Raw genomic sequence first — 16,336 nt, forward strand, 5'->3', positions numbered from 1 at the left:
ACCCGGATATTGAGACCCGTCGCGGCCACCGTGCCGTTTTCTCTATTCAGGATCAATCATGAACACCCAAACCCTTCTCATATCACCGACTCGGCAAATGGAGCCCATAGCGGTTGAAAACCTGCTGATCAATTTCACCACCGAATTTCACAGGATCTGGGACAACACAGGCTCAAAGTCAAAACCCGGCAGCTTTTGGCGCCCCACTCCGGCTCCCGACCTGCTGCCCGGCTATTTCCCCTTGGGCGACCTCGTTATCTCCGGACGGGACAATATCAACGAAAAACGGGTAATGGCCGTTGTCCGTGAAGGAGACTTGCAAAATGCCGAGGCCGGCAAAGGCCCTGCACTGAGCAGGCCCAATGACTATCAATGGGTCTGGAGCGATACCGGCTCGCGGGCCAACGGTGACTGTTCTATCTGGCGACCGATCCCACCCGAGGGTTATGTGGCACTCGGGCTGGTATGTTCCAACGACAGCAGCAAACCGTCCTTCAACGCCGTTCGCTGCGTACGCGCCGACCTGGTGGTAGCCTCAAGTGCCAGCACCCTGATCTGGAGCGACAAGGGCAGCGGAGCCGACCGCGACTTCAGCACCTGGACCGTCTCCCCCCCGAGCGCCCCCGCCGGGGAGATCTACTTTGCCCCCGGCACCTTTATCGGCGCTAACGGCTACAGCAAACCTACAGCTCCCATCACCGCATACGCCTTGCGGATGCCGATTCCGCTTCAGGTCCAGACTCCACCGGCGGCTCCCGTACTGACCGGGCACGATGCCTCCGCCGCCCTGACGCCATCCAGGATCACACAGGTTGTCAGATTGCCGTGGTTCGCCGTCAGCGACCCGCTGATGCCAAGCCTCGTACAGCTGAAGACTTCACCGTTTTACCGCCTGGAAAGAACTGATCACTACTTGCTCGTCGGCGAAGGCCGGAACAGCTCTGACATGCATCGCCCTTTCAGGTGGAGAGCCAGCCGAGCCCAGTCATTCGAGATGGTGCGCACATTCACCCGCAATACGGGCCTCGACATCGGCAACCAATGGCCTTCGGCAATGTCTGCGCCTCGGTCGGCCATCACCTGCTCAGCCAGGCTGGGCGACAGCTTCTGCAACACCGGATCGGCACCCTATGAATGGGTGAATTCCTCGGAGGCAGAAGTTATTGCGCTGGTTGGAAAAAACCGGTTCGCCGCGGTGTATCTGATGCAAAGCGACTACCGATTACTGCGCGAAGATGGCTCACAAGTGGAGGGCCACCTCAGCTTTACCGATATGGATAGCCTGCATCTGGCGGATTACCCCGCCGAGCTGGAGCCGGCAAAGGACACGAAGAAGGAACTCGAGAAACAGACAGCCGTTGCGCCCGAACAGGAACCTGAAAAGCTGCCGGCTGCAGAGCCCCAGGCTGATCCGCAACCAATGACAGGTTCAGCGATAGTTACAGATACCGCCCCATGATCTCGTCGACCACTCCATCCTTGCGCATCTGATCGAGCGCCGCCTGAAGCTTGGCAACGGCTTCGTCCGGCACGTCTTTGTTCAGCGCCAGATACAGCTCGGCGCTGTTGAAACGCAGGACGGTTTTCAGCCCGGTCACGCCATCCTGCCGCGCTAGATAACGGCCGGCAGGATCGCCGGTGGCCCACAGATCGATCTGGCCGCTGACGAGTTTTTTGGCGTTGTCCTGATCGCGCAGCACCACCACCGGCTTCAGACCCTGCTTGGTCAACGTTTCGGCAATCGCATCGCCCTTGTAGGCGCCGATCTTGTACTTGCGAGCGTCATTGAGGGTTTCGAGGGTGATCTTGCTATCGGCCTTGGCCAGCATGACCCAGTCGTCCGGGCCGATCGGGCCGACCCACTTGAAGAGTTTTTCGCGATCCGGCAGACGCGCCATGACGAACGCACCGTAACCGGGATTCTCCAGCGCCAGCTTGTAGACCCGTTCCCAAGGGAAGCGCAGGGTCAGGCTGTAGGTGATGCCGGCACGCTTGAACATCTCGCGCACGATGTCCGTGGCGATGCCGTTGATGTTTTCATCCTGGGCGAAATTCTTGCCGTTCTTCGCCATGTTGTACGGCGGGAAGTTTTCGGTGAGGAGCACCAGATCGGTGTCGGGACTTTCTTCGGCGTGGCCGGTGTTGATCAACAACACGGAGGCACTGGCGAGGGCGAGAAGCAGGCGTTTGATCATGTCGGGCTACCGAAATCCATGGCGTGCCCAAGAGTGCCTTGGGTACGCCATGCTGTCCACTGGCCTGTATTGTTTTGGGTCTGCGTGAAAACTAGCCGAGCGGCGATCAGGCAAGGCAAAAACAGGCGAGGAACGGCCGGGGTCGCGCTCGACTGTAGGGGACCTACATGAGCATTCCGAGCCTGTTTTTAACGCAGCATGATCGTCGCGCAGGCAGGTTTCGCGCAGAGCCTAACGCATTACGATGCCGCGTTTGGCCATATAAGCCTTGGCTTCTTGAACGGTGTATTCGCCGAAGTGAAAAATACTCGCCGCCAATACTGCGCTGGCGTGGCCTTCAAGGATGCCGTCAGCCAGATGCTGCAGGTTGCCGACGCCGCCGGAGGCGATCACCGGAATGCCCAGCGCATCGCTGATGGCGCGGGTCACGCCGAGGTCGAAACCGTTTTTCATGCCGTCCTGATCCATGCTGGTCAGGAGGATTTCACCGGCACCCAGGCCTTCCATTTTCTTCGCCCACTCGACCGCGTCGAGGCCGGTCGGCTTGCGACCGCCGTGGGTGAAGATTTCCCAGCGCGGGGTTTCGCCCGGGCCGGAAACCTTCTTCGCGTCGATGGCGACGACAATGCATTGCGAGCCAAAATGCTGCGCCGCTTCGCCGACGAATTCCGGGTTGAACACGGCAGCGGTGTTGATCGACACCTTGTCCGCACCGGCGTTGAGCAGGTTGCGAATGTCCTGCACGGTACGCACGCCACCACCGACGGTCAGCGGGATGAACACCTGGCTGGCCATGCGCTCGACGGTGTGCAGCGTGGTGTCACGGCCATCGACGCTGGCGGTGATGTCGAGAAAGGTAATCTCGTCGGCACCCTGCTCGTCGTAGCGACGGGCGATTTCCACCGGGTCACCGGCGTCACGGATGTTCTCGAACTTCACACCTTTGACGACCCGGCCGTTGTCCACGTCCAGGCAAGGGATGATGCGTTTGGCCAGCGCCATGGTCAGTCCTCAGCCTTGGTACGAATCGCAGAAAGCTTGCGCTTCGGCGACGTCGAGAGTGCCTTCGTAGATCGCCCGGCCGGTGATGGCGCCGATGATGCCCGGTGCCTTGGCGTCGAGCAGCGATTTGATGTCACCCAGGTTGTGAATACCGCCGGAAGCGATCACCGGGATCTTGGTGGCAGCAGCGAGCGCAGCGGTGAACGGAACGTTGCAGCCCTGCATCATGCCGTCTTTGGCGATGTCGGTATAAACGATCGAGGACACGCCGTCGGCTTCAAATTGCTTGGCCAGGTCGATGACCTGCACGGTGCTGATTTCAGCCCAGCCATCGGTGGCGACAAAACCGTCTTTGGCATCCAGACCAACGATGATCTTGCCCGGGAACGCGCGGCAGGCTTCAGCGACAAACGCCGGATCCTTCACCGCTTTGGTGCCGATGATCACGTAGCTGACGCCCGCCTTGACGTAGTGCTCGATGGTTTCCAGCGAACGGATGCCGCCGCCGATCTGGATCGGCAAGGTCGGGTAGCGCTTGGCGATCGCAGTCACCACTTCGCCGTTGACCGGCTGGCCTTCGAAAGCGCCGTTCAGGTCGACCAGATGCAGACGGCGGCAACCGCCCTCCACCCACTTGGCAGCCATGCTCACCGGGTCATCGGAGAACACTGTGGAATCTTCCATGCGGCCCTGGCGCAGACGTACGCAGGCACCATCTTTAAGATCGATAGCGGGAATAATCAGCATCTGGCAAACCTTCAAATTTGAATGTTCAGCTTGGCTCGGAAATCAGTTTTTCTCGAGCGCCCACAGGTCGCTTTCGATGCTTTCAAACCGCTCTTTGAGGTGGGTCTGCACATCGAAAATCGCCCTGTTGTAATAGTGCGGAGCAATTTCGCGGGTAAACAGCTCAAGAATTTCCGCCGCCTCGAACGAACCCAGGTCCAGTTCGAAACGATCCTCCATGAACCGCTGAATCTTGCGATTGGCCTCGCTCTCCTGCTCGGGAGTGAGGGTCAGGATCGGCGGCTTGGATTTCTTGGCGGCCATTTACCAGCGACCGTCCCACGCAGCGAAGTTCTGCAGCAATTGCAGGCCATGGGTATGGCTCTTCTCCGGGTGGAACTGCACGGCGAAACGCGAACCTTCGGCCAGCGCCGCAGCGAAATCGACGCCGTAATGACCGCTGCCGACTACCTGACGCGGATTACCGGCGGCGATGTAGTAGCTGTGCACGAAGTAGAAACGCGCCAGATCCGGAATGTTGTGCCACAGCGGGTGATCCACCGCCTGCTTCACTTCGTTCCAGCCCATGTGCGGGACTTTCAGGTGCTCGCCGTCTTCATGCAGGTCTTTGCCGAAGAACTTCACCGCGCCCGGGAACAGGCCGATGCAGTCGACGCCGTCGTTCTCTTCGCTGCTGTCGAGCAAGGCTTGCATGCCGACACAGATGCCGAGGAACGGACGATCCTGGCTGACTTCACGCACCAGCGAATCGAAACCGAGGCGACGGATCTCCGCCATGCAATCGCGAATCGCGCCGACGCCTGGGAAAACCACGCGGTCGGCTTCGCGGATCACTGCTGCATCGCTGGTGATCAGCACCTTGCCGGCACCGACGTGCTCGAGGGCCTTGGCCACCGAGTGCAGGTTGCCCATGCCGTAATCGATAACTGCAACCGTCTGCATTACAGGACGCCCTTGGTCGAAGGCATCTGGCCGGCCATGCGGTCATCCAGCTCGACGGCCATGCGCAGCGCGCGGCCGAATGCCTTGAACACGGTTTCGATCTGGTGGTGGGTGTTGGTGCCGCGCAGGTTGTCGATGTGCAGGCTGACCAGCGCGTGGTTGACGAAGCCCTGGAAGAATTCCTGGAACAGGTCGACGTCGAAGCCGCCAACGGTGGCGCGGGTATACGGCACGTGCATCTGCAGGCCCGGGCGGCCGGAGAAGTCGATCACTACGCGCGACAGCGCTTCATCGAGCGGCACGTAGGCGTGGCCGTAGCGACGGATGCCTTTCTTGTCGCCAATGGCTTGCGCGAAGGCCTGGCCGAGGGTGATACCGACGTCTTCCACCGTATGGTGATCGTCGATATGCAGATCGCCCTTGCATTCGATATCCAGGTCGATCAACCCGTGACGGGCGATCTGATCCAGCATGTGCTCAAGAAAAGGAACACCGATATTGAATCGGGCCTTTCCGGTGCCATCAAGGTTGATCGAGGCTTTGATCTGGGTTTCCAGAGTGTCGCGCTCGACAGACGCCTTACGTTCGGCCATCACCAGCTCCGCAAAATCATTGGGCGAAAAAGGCAGCCATTATAGGGGCGCGGGGCCGAAACAGAAACACGAGAGGTGATATGACAGACGGATAGAAGCCCCGACTGTCGCGGGTAGACATGTCCATACAAGCCATTACAGGCAGCCTGAAAACAAATGTGGGAGCGAGCTTGCTCACGAAAGCGGTGGGTCAGCCGACAGCAATGTCGACCGATCTACCCTCTTCGCGAGCAAGCTCGCTCCCACAGGTGTTGGTGCCGGCCTGAGATCTCAGACCGGCAACTTCAGCGTCTTAGTGGAACAGAACCGCCGTCTTCTGCAGGGTCACCCACACACCCCACGCCAACGGAATCCCTACCACCAGCCACGCAGCGATCGCCAATGGCTTGCTGCCCGGCGCGGCTTTCCACTCCAGCACGGTGCTGGCGTCAGCACCCTTGTCGTGGCCCAGCGCCTGTTCGGCGGCCAGTTCGGCGTCGGTCATGAAGTACTTGTCGGCCACCGGACGCACCAGCAGGTTGCACAGGAAACCCAGCACCAGCAGGCCGGCGAGGATGTACAGGGTGATGTCGTAAGCGGCGGCGCGCTCGACGCCGATGCTCAGCTGATACTCACGCAGGTAGTTCACCAGCACCGGACCCAGCACGCCAGCGGCGGCCCAGGCAGTCAGCAGACGACCGTGGATCGCGCCCACCATCTGCGTACCGAACAGGTCGGCCAGATACGCCGGAACGGTCGCGAAACCACCGCCGTACATCGACAGGATGATGCAGAACGCCGCCACGAACAGCGCAACGTTGCCCAGGTGACCGAGGTTCGGGATCAGTGCGTACAGCGCAAAACCCAGCGCGAAGAACACGAAGTAAGTGTTCTTGCGGCCCAGGTAGTCCGAGAACGACGCCCAGAAGAAACGACCGCCGATGTTGAACAGGCTCAGCAGACCAGTGAAGCCGGCCGCGATCGCAGCGATGGAAGCCAGTTGACCGGCGTCCAGTTGACCGAACGGCAGATCGTTACCCAGCAGCTTGCCGCCGAACACTTCCTGCAACAGTGGCGAAGCCATGCCGAGGATGCCGATACCGGCAGACACGTTCAGGCACAGCACCAGCCACACCAGACGGAATTGCGGGGTTTTCCACGCCACATTCACGTGCACGTGACGGTGGGTGATCATCGCGTTCGAGGCTTTCTTCGCCGGAGCGGTCCAGCCTTCAGGTTTCCAGCCGGTTGGCGGTACGCGGTACGCCAGTGCGCCACCGATCATGAACACGAAGTAGATCGCGGCCATGGCCACAAAGCTCTGCCACACGCCCACGCCAGCCGGCGAAGCGAAATGGCTCATCAGAGCGGTTGCCAGCGGAGCACCGACCATCGCGCCACCGCCGAAGCCCATGATCGCCATGCCGGTCGCCATGCCGCGTTTGTCCGGGAACCACTTGATCAGGGTCGACACCGGCGAAATGTAGCCCAGGCCCAGACCGATACCGCCGATCACGCCGGAGCCGATCCACATCAGCCAGATCTGGTGGGTATAGATACCCAGTGCGGAAATCAGCAGACCGCCGCACCAGCACAGTGCCGATACAACACCGGCCTTGCGCGGGCCTGCGTGTTCGAGCCAGCCACCCCAGATCGCTGCCGAGCAGCCGAGGAAGATGAAGAACAGGGTGTAGATCCAGCCGAGCATGGAGATCGGCCAGTCGCATTGCGACGAGAAGACTTGTGCGATGAAGCTCATGTCCGGTGCGCAAGCCACCGGAGCGGTCACGCCCAGCGCCTTGGACAGCGGCAACCAGAACACCGAGAAGCCGTAGGCCATGCCGATGCACAGGTGAATGGCCAGAGCGGCCGGCGGGACCAGCCAACGGTTGAAACCGGGCTTGGCGATGATGCGTTCCTTGGACAGGAACCCGGGCTGATCGGCTTTGAGGCCGTCCGCCGTAATGGTCGTGCTCATTGTGTATCCCCCAATTATTAGTATGGTTCGCCAGCCACTGCTCACCCCCGGCCTTTATGCACGCAGGCATGACCGTTTTTTGCGGGTGAAGCTCCTTGAAAGCGCGACGTTAAGTCGCAGATGGGCGGACGAACGGGCGAAGGTTACCATTTGCACGTGACAGAAAAACCAAACTGATATCACCTTTTTTGAGTCATCTGATCTCCTGATGCCGGGGAACCCCGATGCCGATCGTTGTCGAAGCGCTGTACATCACGGTTCAGCAGGCTGCACGGGACACCGCAACAGCGCGGGGTGATGCAGCGCTATACTCCCCGGCTAAATTACGAATTCGACTACTTACAAGGACTCGCCCATGAAAGCGTTCGGCAAAATCCTGGGTCTGGTACTTCTCGGGCTGTTGCTGATCATTGTGGCGGCGGGCTTCGCCCTGACCCACCTGTTTGATCCCAACGACTACAAAGACGAGATCCGCCAGATAGCCCGCGACAAGGCCCACATCGAGCTGACGCTCAATGGCGACATCGGCTGGAGCCTGTTCCCGTGGCTCGGCCTGGAACTGCACGAGGCCAGCGTCGCGACCCTGGCCAAGCCTGCCGAACCATTCGCCGACCTGCAGATGCTCGGCCTGTCCGTGCGCGTGCTGCCGCTCCTGCGCCGCGAAGTGCAGATGAGCGACGTGCGCGTCGAAGGCCTGAACCTGCGCCTGAACCGTGACAAGAATGGTCACGGCAACTGGGAAGACATCGGCAAGGTGCCGCCCAAGGCCGGCACCACACCAGCGCCAACCACCACGGCCGAAACCGCCCCCGAGGCCCCTGCGCAACCGGAAAAACCGGCCCAGCCGATCCGCCTCGACATCGACAGCCTGACCGTCAACAACGCCCGCGTGGAATACAACGACGAGTTGACCGGCAAGCAATTCAGCGCCGAAAGCATCCAGCTGAGCACCGGCGCGGTTCACGATTCGACCAACATCCCGGTCAAGGCCACCGCGTTCCTCGGCACCAACCAGCCAGTGCTGCGGGTGCGCACCGAGCTCAACGGCGAGCTGCGCTTCGAACGCGCCCTGCAACGCTACAAGTTCGAAGACCTGAAGCTGTCCGGCGAAGTTGCCGGCGATCCGCTGCAAGGCAAGACCGTGACCTTCGCCGCCCAAGGCCAACTGCTGCTGGACAAGGCTGCCAACGTCGCCGAATGGACCGGCATCAAGCTCTCGGTCAATCAGCTGCGTGCCCTCGGCGAGCTGAAAGCCAACGACCTGGACAAGACGCCACAGATCACCGGCGGGATTTCCATCGCCCAGTTCGACCTGGCGAAATTCGTCGACAGCATCGGCCAGACCCTGCCGGCCATGGCCGAAGGCAGCCTGAGCAAGGTTGAACTGGTCAGCCGTGTCGCCGCGACGCCGACTAGCGTGGCGCTGGACAACATCAACCTGAAACTCGACGACAGCAGCTTCAGCGGCCGCATCGCCGTCGAAGACTTCGCCAAGCAATCGCTGCGGGCGACCCTCAAGGCCGACACCTTCAACGTCGACCGTTACCTGCCGCCGAAATCGGAAAAAGCCAACAACGCCACGCAGGTCCGCCAGGCCGAAGTCGCCAGCACCGAGGCCGATGCGATGGCCGGTGCCGGCAGCACACCGCTGCCCGAGAAACCGAGCAAAAGCGCCTGGAGCACCGAGCGCCTGTTCCCTGTCGAGCGCCTGAGCAAGCTCGACGTAAACGCCGACCTGACTTTCGGCCAGTTGACCCTCGACAAGCTGCCGATCCAGAACGCCGCACTGAAAGCCACCGGCCAGGGCGGCCTGCTGACCCTGGAGAACCTGCGCGGCGAGCTGTACAACGGCGACTTCGAAGCCAAGGGCACGCTGGACGTACGCCAGACCGCGCCGGTACTGAACCTGCAAACCCGGATCAACCGGGTGCCGGTGGAGAAAATCCTCGAAAGCCAGGGCAAGAATCCGCCGGTCAAGGGTCTGGTCAATCTCACCAGCACCGTCACCGGCAGCGGCAACAGCCAGCAGGCGCTGATCGAAACCCTCAACGGCAACGCCAGCTTCGTGATCAACAACGGCGTGCTGCTCAACGCCAACCTTGAGCAACAACTGTGCAAGGGCATCGCCACCCTCAACCGCAAATCCCTGAGCGGTGAGCCGCGCGGCAAGGACACGCCGTTCCAGGAGCTCAAGGGCAACCTGACCTTCCGCAACGGCGTGGCCAGCAACCCGGACCTGAAAGTGCGCATACCCGGCATGAGCGTCAACGGTGACGGCGATATCGACCTCAAGGTGCTGGGCATGGACTATCGCGTCGGCATCATCGTCGAAGGCGACACCAGCGCCATGCCGGATCCGGCCTGTCAGGTCGGCGACAAATTCGTCGGCATCGAATGGCCGCTGCGCTGCCGTGGCCCGCTGGAACTGGGCGCCAAGGCCTGCCGCGTGGACAACGAACGCATGGGCCAGGTCGCGACCAAACTGGCCGGCGACAAAATCAGCGAAAAAATCGACGAGAAACTGGGCGACAAAGTCAGCCCGGAACTGAAAAACGCATTGAAGGGGCTGTTCAAGCGATGAGAGCGGAGCAGTTTTCCACGGCGGTGCTGGAATGGTTCGACCGCCACGGCCGCCATGATTTGCCCTGGCAACAGAACATCAACCCGTACCGGGTGTGGGTGTCCGAGATCATGTTGCAGCAGACCCAGGTCAGCACCGTGCTCAATTACTTCGACCGGTTCATGGCCGCGCTGCCGACGGTCGAAGCCCTGGCCGAAGCGCCGGAGGACGAAGTGCTGCACCTGTGGACCGGGCTGGGTTACTACACCCGTGCGCGCAATCTGCAGAAGACCGCGAAGATTGTCGTCAGCCAGTACGGCGGCGAGTTTCCCCGGGATGTCGAGAAGCTCACGGATTTGCCGGGCATCGGCCTGTCGACTGCCGGCGCGATCGCCAGCATCAGCATGGGCCTGCGCGCGCCGATCCTCGACGGTAACGTCAAACGGGTGCTGGCGCGCTTTACCGCGCAGGAGGGCTACCCCGGCGAGCCGAAGGTCGCCAAACAGCTGTGGGCCAACGCCGAGCGCTTCACGCCGCAGGATCGGGTCAACGCCTACACCCAGGCGATGATGGATCTGGGCGCCACGCTCTGCACCCGCAGCAAGCCGAGCTGCCTGCTGTGTCCGCTGGAAAAGGGCTGCGAAGCGCACATGCTCGGCCTGGAGACGCGTTACCCGATCCCCAAGCCGCGCAAGGCCATCCCGCAGAAACGCACGCTGATGCCGCTGCTGGCCAACGAGGACGGCGCGATCCTGCTTTATCGCCGCCCGTCCAGCGGATTGTGGGGCGGTTTGTGGAGCCTGCCGGAACTCGACGACCTCGACGACCTGCAACACCTCGCCGCGCAGCACTCGCTGGAACTGGGCGAGCAGCAGGCGCTGCCGAGCCTTGTCCACACCTTCAGCCACTTCCAGCTGTCCATCGAACCCTGGCTGGTTCAGGTACAGGAAGCCGGCGGTCACGTGGCCGAGGCCGACTGGCTCTGGTATAACCTCGCCACCCCGCCGCGCCTGGGCCTCGCCGCCCCGGTCAAGACCTTGCTCGAACGCGCGGCCGCCGTCTTGAATGCAGGAGAGTCGACATGACCCGCACCGTAATGTGCCGCAAATACAAAGAACAACTCGAAGGTCTGGAACGCCCACCGTACCCGGGCGCCAAGGGCCAGGACATTTTCGAACACGTCTCGGCCAAGGCCTGGGCTGACTGGCAGAAACACCAGACCCTGCTGATCAACGAAAAACGCCTGAACATGATGAACGCCGAAGACCGCAAATTTCTTCAGGGCGAAATGGACAAGTACTTCTCCGGCGAGGAATACGCTCAGGCCGAAGGCTACGTTCCGCCTGCAGAGTAAACCCCGCGAAATCGGGGGTCGGATCGTAAGCGACGGAATTAATTTAAGAAATTTTAAAAAAGTGTTTGACGTAAATCCGAAAAACCCTTTTAATGCGCCCCGTTGCCCAGATAGCTCAGTCGGTAGAGCAGGGGATTGAAAATCCCCGTGTCGGCGGTTCGATTCCGTCTCTGGGCACCAAATACCGAAAACCCTGAATCGCAAGATTCAGGGTTTTTTTTTGCCTGCGATTTGATGACGGCCCGATCCCGCCCTTCTTGCAGGCCGGAATTCGCGATACGTTGCTCAACCCTTACGGAAGAGGGTCATCCCCACGATGAACCAGAAAAGAACCCGCGTTCCCCTGCCCCACCCCGCGCCGCCCGTAAAACAAACCGACTGGTTGATGATCGCGCTCGGCCTGGTGCTGATCCTGTGTATCGGCCTGATCGCCTATGAAACCGTGGACGGCCTGATTCAGGGACGCATCGGCAACATGGCACGCGGCAAACGGTTCGCCGTGTATTCGCTGACCGCACAACCCACCAGCTTCTGGTTTGCCGTCGCCGCGCATTGCCTCCTCGCCCTCTTCCTGTCGGGCGCCGCGTGGGTATTGATCTGGCTGGGCCGCACGGCAACGGTCGCGCCATCCAGACGCGACCGGTAACGCCACTAACTGTTGTCGTTCCAGTGGAACACCAGATTGCGCGCAGCACCGCCGCCAATTTCCGCCGCATCCCGGCGCGTTTCACCATTGCGGGTCGCGACGACCGTGTATTTGCCGGGTGGCAACTGCACATACACCAATGGCCCGGTCTGATTCAGCGTCAGCAGGGTCTGGCCGGGGGCTTTCTGAATCATCACGTCGACATCGGCGGTGTACTGGTTTTGCATGCCGACGGCGAACGTCATATGCAGGTTGTAGCCAGCGGATTGCTGAATGGCTTTCGACTCATCTTCGCCAATCCCGCCGGCCAGATAGCGAACGCCGTTTTGCTCTTGCTGTTGAACCTGCACAGCGGAACTGTCGATCGGCTCCAGACTCGCAGCCTGCGCCATGAGCGGAAACAGCAGCACCGCCGCAGCGGCAACGGGCAGCACGAAGGAAAGAACGCGTTTCATGAGGACGACTCCCGGGCTCTCACGGAACCCAATCGTTACCTCTTTTTAGATTTTGTCTTGCGGGGTGGGTTTTAGAACGATTGGGAGTTGCGGTTGATACGAAAAGGACTACGGAAAAACTCTCCAACGATTCGCGCCGCGCTGCGTCTCGAATTAGTGAAACCTGATCAACCTGCGAATCTGGAATTCACTGCGCTTCAATTCATTGCATCCCCACCCGCTTGAAGTTCATCCTCGACCCGTCCCCGAAAGTCTGGATCGCCATGAACCTACAAAGCGCGCCACCGCCACTCGGTCAGCTTTCAGCAGAAAGCGAGCCCTTCCACGAGCCCGCCGCCGACGGCTATCTGCTCGGCGGTTTCACCTGGCGTCACGCCTCACCGGATCCACAACGCCCGGTGGTGATCATCAACGCCGCCACATCCGTCCGCTGCCGCCACTACTCGCGCTTCGCGGCGTATCTGTTCACCAACGGCTTCGACGTGATCATTTACGACTACCGGGGCATTGGCGAGTCGCGGCCGAAGTCGATGAGGCATTTGCAGGCTTCGTGGACGGATTGGGGCGCGTTGGACTTCGAGGCGATGCTCAAACGCGCGCAGCGAGAGTTTCCCGGGCAGCCGATCGATGTGGTCGGGCACAGCTTCGGCGGCTGCGCAGCGGGTCTGGGGGCCTCTGGAAAGATAATCCGACGACTGGTGACGGTCGGCGCGCAATTCGCTTACTGGCGCGATTACGCGCCCGAGCACCGCTGGCGGATGTTCGGCAAATGGCATCTGCTGATGCCGCTGGTCACGCTGCTCTGTGGCTACTTTCCGGGCAAACGACTTGGCTGGCTGGAAGACACGCCCGCCGGCGTGGTGCGCGACTGGAGCACGCCGGCCGCGCGTTATGAGCGGCGCCCGAGCGGTAGAGCCATGGCCGACTTGCCCTTCGCCAACGTCCGGGCCAAAGCCCTGGCAATCAGCATCAGCGACGATCCCTATGGCACGATTCCCGCCATCGAACGCCTGCTCGCTTACTTCCACAACGCGCAAAAGACTCACCTGCGAATCGAGCCGCAGGACATCGGTGAGCGGCAAGTCGGACATTTCGCCTTTTTTCGCAGCGCATACCAAGCCACACTATGGCCCATCGCTCTGACCTGGCTGCAGACCGGCGAACTGGCCTCCGACACACCGGGGGGCGAAATCCCACGCAGCCAAGCCCTTTAACGCACCACGGAACACACACCATGGCTTCCGCCAACAAGCAGCAAAAACGCGCCGCCCGGGCCAAGACCAAGGCCAAGCAGAACCGCACCAAACGTGCGGAAGCGCCGGTCGAGCTGGACCCGAACGACGACCGCATCGATTTCGAGTCGGTGGACCTGACCGAACTGTTCAAGAAAATGATCGACGCCGAGAAGATCAGCCAGCAGGCCCTGTGCACCGCGTTCCTCGAAGACCCTCTGCTGGAGCTGGTGTACGAGCAGGAAGGCGAAGAAGGCGCGATGGATTTCATCCTCGCCGCGCTGATCGAGTACCGCCAGTGGTCCACCGAGACCGACGAGGCCGGCGCTCTGGCGTGGATCGAATCGCCGGACTTCCAGAAAGACTATGTGGCCGCGTCCGACGCAATCGCCGCACAAACCCAACAGAAAAACTGAGTTCCCATGGCATCCCTGAACAAACAACAGAAACGCGCCAAACGCGCCAAGGCCAAAGCCAAGCAAATCCGCATGGTCGGTCGCAAACCTCTGGCGCAGGACGATGACCTCGGTCACCTCGCCGAGCCGATCCCGGAATACACCCTGGCGATGTTCAGCAAGATGCGCGACGCCGAAGCCGTCAGCCGCAACGAAATGCTGCTGACGCTGCTGCGCGAGCTGGCGTTCATCATCGTCGATCATCCTGAACTGCTGGACATGGAAAACGCCGAGAACGAAGGCATGGCCGCCACTCACCTGGCCGCCGACATGCTGATCGACTACCGCATGTGGGCCGATGGCATGGATCGCGAGACCGCCCAGGCCTGGCTAAGCGAGCCAGAGTTCATCAGCGATTTCGGGATTGCGCTGGACACCTACGGCCAGTCGCTCGAAGAGCAGGAAGAAAAGAGCGAATAAACCGCTCGCAGTAACAAAAACGGCCGCTTGTCATCACTGACAGCGGCCGTTTTGCATTACGCGATCCGGATCAGTTCAGAACCGCTGCGCCACGCTTTTCCAGATTGCGGCGGCGGGCTACCAGCAGACCGGCAGCAACCACCAGCAGGCTGAGCAGGCCGGTCGCGAGGATTTCCACGCGGTGGGCGTCCTGGAACAGCATGATGGTCAGGGCCGCGACGATGAATACGATCACCGCGTAGGTCAGGCCCGGGAACAGCCACATGCTGAAGACGATTTTCTCGCCGCGAGCCATGCGTTGTTTACGCATGCGCAGTTGCGAAATCGCGATCACCAGGTACACCAGCAACGCGATGGCGCCGGAGCTCGCCAGCAGGAACTCGAACACCGCAGCCGGGGCCACGTAGTTGGCGAAGGTGCACAGGAACGCCGCGCCGGTGGACAGCATCACCGCCCAGTAAGGCGTGCCGCTCTTGTTGGTGCGGGTCGCCATGGCCGGAGCATCGCCACGCTTGCCGAGGGAGAACAGCATGCGCGAAGAGGTGTACAGCGCCGAGTTCAGGCAGCTGGTCACAGCAACCAGAACCACGATGTCGACGATCATCTTGGCGTTCGGGATGCCCATGCGCTCAAGCACGGTCTGGTAGGAACCGACGCTGGCCAGAACCGGGTCATTCCATGGCACCAGGGCCACAACGATGAAGATCGAAACGAGGTAGAACAGGCCGATACGCCAGATCACCGAGTTGGTGGCCTTGGAGATCTGTTTGCCCGGGTTCTTCGATTCCGCGGCCGCGATGGTCACGATCTCTGTACCCATGAAGGAGAACATGGTGGTCAGGATCGCCCCCAGCACTGCGCCCATGCCGTTCGGCAGGAAACCCTGGGTGTCGAAGATGTGCGAAACGCCACTGACCTGGCTGTTCGGCAGGAAGCCGAAAATGGCCGCGACGCCGAGGATGATGAAACCGATGATCGCCACGACTTTGAGCAGGGCGAACCAGAATTCGAACTCACCGTAGTTTTTCACGCTGAACAGGTTGGTCACCGTCAGCAGCATGGTGATGATCAGCGCGAACGCCCAGATATCCACACCCGGGAACCACGCGTGCAGGATGGTTGCGGCGGCGTTGGCTTCCAGCGGAATCACCAAAACCCAGAACCACCAGTACAGCCAGCCGATGGTGAAACCGGCCCAGTGACCGATGGCGCGGTCGGCGTAAGTCGAGAAGGAGCCGGTGTCAGGCGAGGCAACAGCCATTTCGCCGAGCATGCGCATCACCAGCACAACCAGCGCGCCAGCAGCGGCGTAAGCCAGCAGAACAGCGGGACCAGCGGCGGCGATTGCATGGCCGGAGCCTACGAACAGACCTGCACCGATCACCCCGGCGATCGACAGCATGGTCACATGACGCGGTTTGAGCCCCTGTTCGAGGCCATTGGAGCTTTGGGTACTGCTCATTGAAACTACCTTTGCGAGGAAAGCGATTCAGTCCGTCCCGTCTGGTTTTCCTTCTCGTAAAAAGAAACCAACGGGGCGTTCCAGATTCTGCACGCAATAATTGCGCCAAAATGTTTCAAACTCTTCTGGCCTGCGGTTTTCAGCGCGACCGGACAGTCATCGCAAGTCCTTGAGAATACTGGCCTTTCGCCAAAGCGTTACCCTGCGACTCACTTTTCAAACGAATCAGCGCACCAGAAACACACTGAAAAAGTACGGGATGCACAATAAAAGGGCGAATGAGGAACGTTCGGCCGGTTAGCGCTTCCAACACCCC

At 60.9% G+C, this 16,336-nt stretch carries 17 protein-coding genes and 1 tRNA gene; 9 read left to right on the forward strand and 9 right to left on the reverse strand.

The genetic code is table 11. The features are described 5' to 3' along the window. Positions 1-58: 58 nt before the first annotated feature. On the forward strand, positions 59-1,459 hold the full coding sequence (locus tag PMI24_RS07745) for a Vps62-related protein (protein WP_007952541.1): 1,401 nt from the start codon (positions 59-61) through the stop codon (positions 1,457-1,459). Here PMI24_RS07745 and PMI24_RS07750 read toward each other — a convergent pair. From PMI24_RS07750 to PMI24_RS07780, 7 genes are all read right to left on the reverse strand, one after another. Beyond that, positions 1,440-2,195, reverse strand: a complete 756-nt coding sequence (locus tag PMI24_RS07750) for a substrate-binding periplasmic protein (protein ID WP_007952542.1) — start codon at positions 2,193-2,195, stop codon at positions 1,440-1,442. The genes PMI24_RS07745 and PMI24_RS07750 overlap by 20 nt on opposite strands. A gap of 231 nt (positions 2,196-2,426) precedes the next feature. Further along, positions 2,427-3,197, reverse strand: a complete 771-nt coding sequence (gene hisF / locus PMI24_RS07755) for an imidazole glycerol phosphate synthase subunit HisF (protein WP_007909211.1) — start codon at positions 3,195-3,197, stop codon at positions 2,427-2,429. A gap of 9 nt (positions 3,198-3,206) precedes the next feature. Then, a complete protein-coding gene (hisA, locus tag PMI24_RS07760) occupies positions 3,207-3,944 on the reverse strand; it encodes a 1-(5-phosphoribosyl)-5-[(5-phosphoribosylamino)methylideneamino]imidazole-4-carboxamide isomerase (protein ID WP_003220753.1) in 738 nt (245 codons plus the stop codon). A gap of 42 nt (positions 3,945-3,986) precedes the next feature. Then, positions 3,987-4,247 carry a DUF2164 domain-containing protein gene (locus PMI24_RS07765; RefSeq protein ID WP_007952545.1) on the reverse strand — a complete coding sequence of 87 codons (261 nt, stop codon included), beginning with the start codon at positions 4,245-4,247 and terminating at the stop codon, positions 3,987-3,989. After that, on the reverse strand, positions 4,248-4,886 hold the full coding sequence (gene hisH / locus PMI24_RS07770) for an imidazole glycerol phosphate synthase subunit HisH (RefSeq protein ID WP_007952546.1): 639 nt from the start codon (positions 4,884-4,886) through the stop codon (positions 4,248-4,250). Continuing rightward, positions 4,886-5,479, reverse strand: a complete 594-nt coding sequence (hisB, locus tag PMI24_RS07775; RefSeq protein WP_007952547.1) for an imidazoleglycerol-phosphate dehydratase HisB — start codon at positions 5,477-5,479, stop codon at positions 4,886-4,888. Before hisB ends, hisH begins: the two co-directional genes overlap by 1 nt. A 292-nt stretch (positions 5,480-5,771) precedes the next feature. Further along, on the reverse strand, positions 5,772-7,436 hold the full coding sequence (locus PMI24_RS07780) for an OFA family MFS transporter (protein ID WP_007952548.1): 1,665 nt from the start codon (positions 7,434-7,436) through the stop codon (positions 5,772-5,774). A gap of 355 nt (positions 7,437-7,791) precedes the next feature. Between PMI24_RS07780 and PMI24_RS07785 the strand changes: the two genes are divergently transcribed. The 5 genes from PMI24_RS07785 to PMI24_RS07805 all read left to right on the forward strand — a co-directional run bounded on the left by PMI24_RS07785 (position 7,792) and on the right by PMI24_RS07805 (position 11,996). Beyond that, positions 7,792-10,017 (forward strand): AsmA family protein, encoded by a 2,226-nt coding sequence (locus PMI24_RS07785; protein ID WP_007952549.1) that lies wholly within the window; start codon positions 7,792-7,794, stop codon positions 10,015-10,017. Next, on the forward strand, positions 10,014-11,081 hold the full coding sequence (mutY, locus tag PMI24_RS07790; protein WP_007952550.1) for an A/G-specific adenine glycosylase: 1,068 nt from the start codon (positions 10,014-10,016) through the stop codon (positions 11,079-11,081). The genes PMI24_RS07785 and mutY overlap by 4 nt, the downstream gene beginning before the upstream one ends. Beyond that, positions 11,078-11,350, forward strand: a complete 273-nt coding sequence (locus tag PMI24_RS07795; RefSeq protein WP_007952551.1) for an oxidative damage protection protein — start codon at positions 11,078-11,080, stop codon at positions 11,348-11,350. The genes mutY and PMI24_RS07795 overlap by 4 nt, the downstream gene beginning before the upstream one ends. A gap of 104 nt (positions 11,351-11,454) precedes the next feature. Further along, a tRNA-Phe gene (locus tag PMI24_RS07800) sits at positions 11,455-11,530 on the forward strand. A 136-nt stretch (positions 11,531-11,666) separates the two neighbouring features. Then, a complete protein-coding gene (locus PMI24_RS07805) occupies positions 11,667-11,996 on the forward strand; it encodes a hypothetical protein (protein WP_007952553.1) in 330 nt (109 codons plus the stop codon). A gap of 5 nt (positions 11,997-12,001) precedes the next feature. On the opposite strand, the gene PMI24_RS07810 is transcribed toward PMI24_RS07805, so the two are convergent. Then, positions 12,002-12,451 (reverse strand): hypothetical protein, encoded by a 450-nt coding sequence (locus PMI24_RS07810; RefSeq protein ID WP_007952558.1) that lies wholly within the window; start codon positions 12,449-12,451, stop codon positions 12,002-12,004. Positions 12,452-12,714: 263 nt separating this feature from the next. Here PMI24_RS07810 and PMI24_RS07815 point away from each other — a divergent pair, with 263 nt between their 5' ends. Genes PMI24_RS07815 through PMI24_RS07825 form a run of 3 tightly spaced genes read left to right on the forward strand, consistent with a single transcriptional unit; the run spans position 12,715 to position 14,558 of the window. Continuing rightward, on the forward strand, positions 12,715-13,665 hold the full coding sequence (locus tag PMI24_RS07815; protein ID WP_007952559.1) for an alpha/beta hydrolase family protein: 951 nt from the start codon (positions 12,715-12,717) through the stop codon (positions 13,663-13,665). Between the two features lie 20 nt (positions 13,666-13,685). After that, positions 13,686-14,099, forward strand: coding sequence for a hypothetical protein (locus tag PMI24_RS07820; RefSeq protein WP_007952560.1), 414 nt, complete (start codon positions 13,686-13,688; stop codon positions 14,097-14,099). Positions 14,100-14,105: 6 nt separating this feature from the next. Continuing rightward, the gene (locus PMI24_RS07825) at positions 14,106-14,558 is read left to right on the forward strand and encodes a hypothetical protein (protein ID WP_007952561.1); all 453 of its coding nucleotides are present in this window, start codon (positions 14,106-14,108) and stop codon (positions 14,556-14,558) included. 70 nt (positions 14,559-14,628) lie between these two features. Here PMI24_RS07825 and gabP read toward each other — a convergent pair whose 3' ends face one another. Further along, positions 14,629-16,020: a GABA permease gene (gene gabP, locus PMI24_RS07830; RefSeq protein ID WP_007952562.1), complete on the reverse strand. Its 1,392-nt coding sequence runs from the start codon at positions 16,018-16,020 to the stop codon at positions 14,629-14,631. Positions 16,021-16,336 lie beyond the last annotated feature (316 nt).

This window comes from Pseudomonas sp. GM25, assembly GCF_000282255.1.
Classification (GTDB): domain Bacteria; phylum Pseudomonadota; class Gammaproteobacteria; order Pseudomonadales; family Pseudomonadaceae; genus Aquipseudomonas; species Aquipseudomonas aphyarum.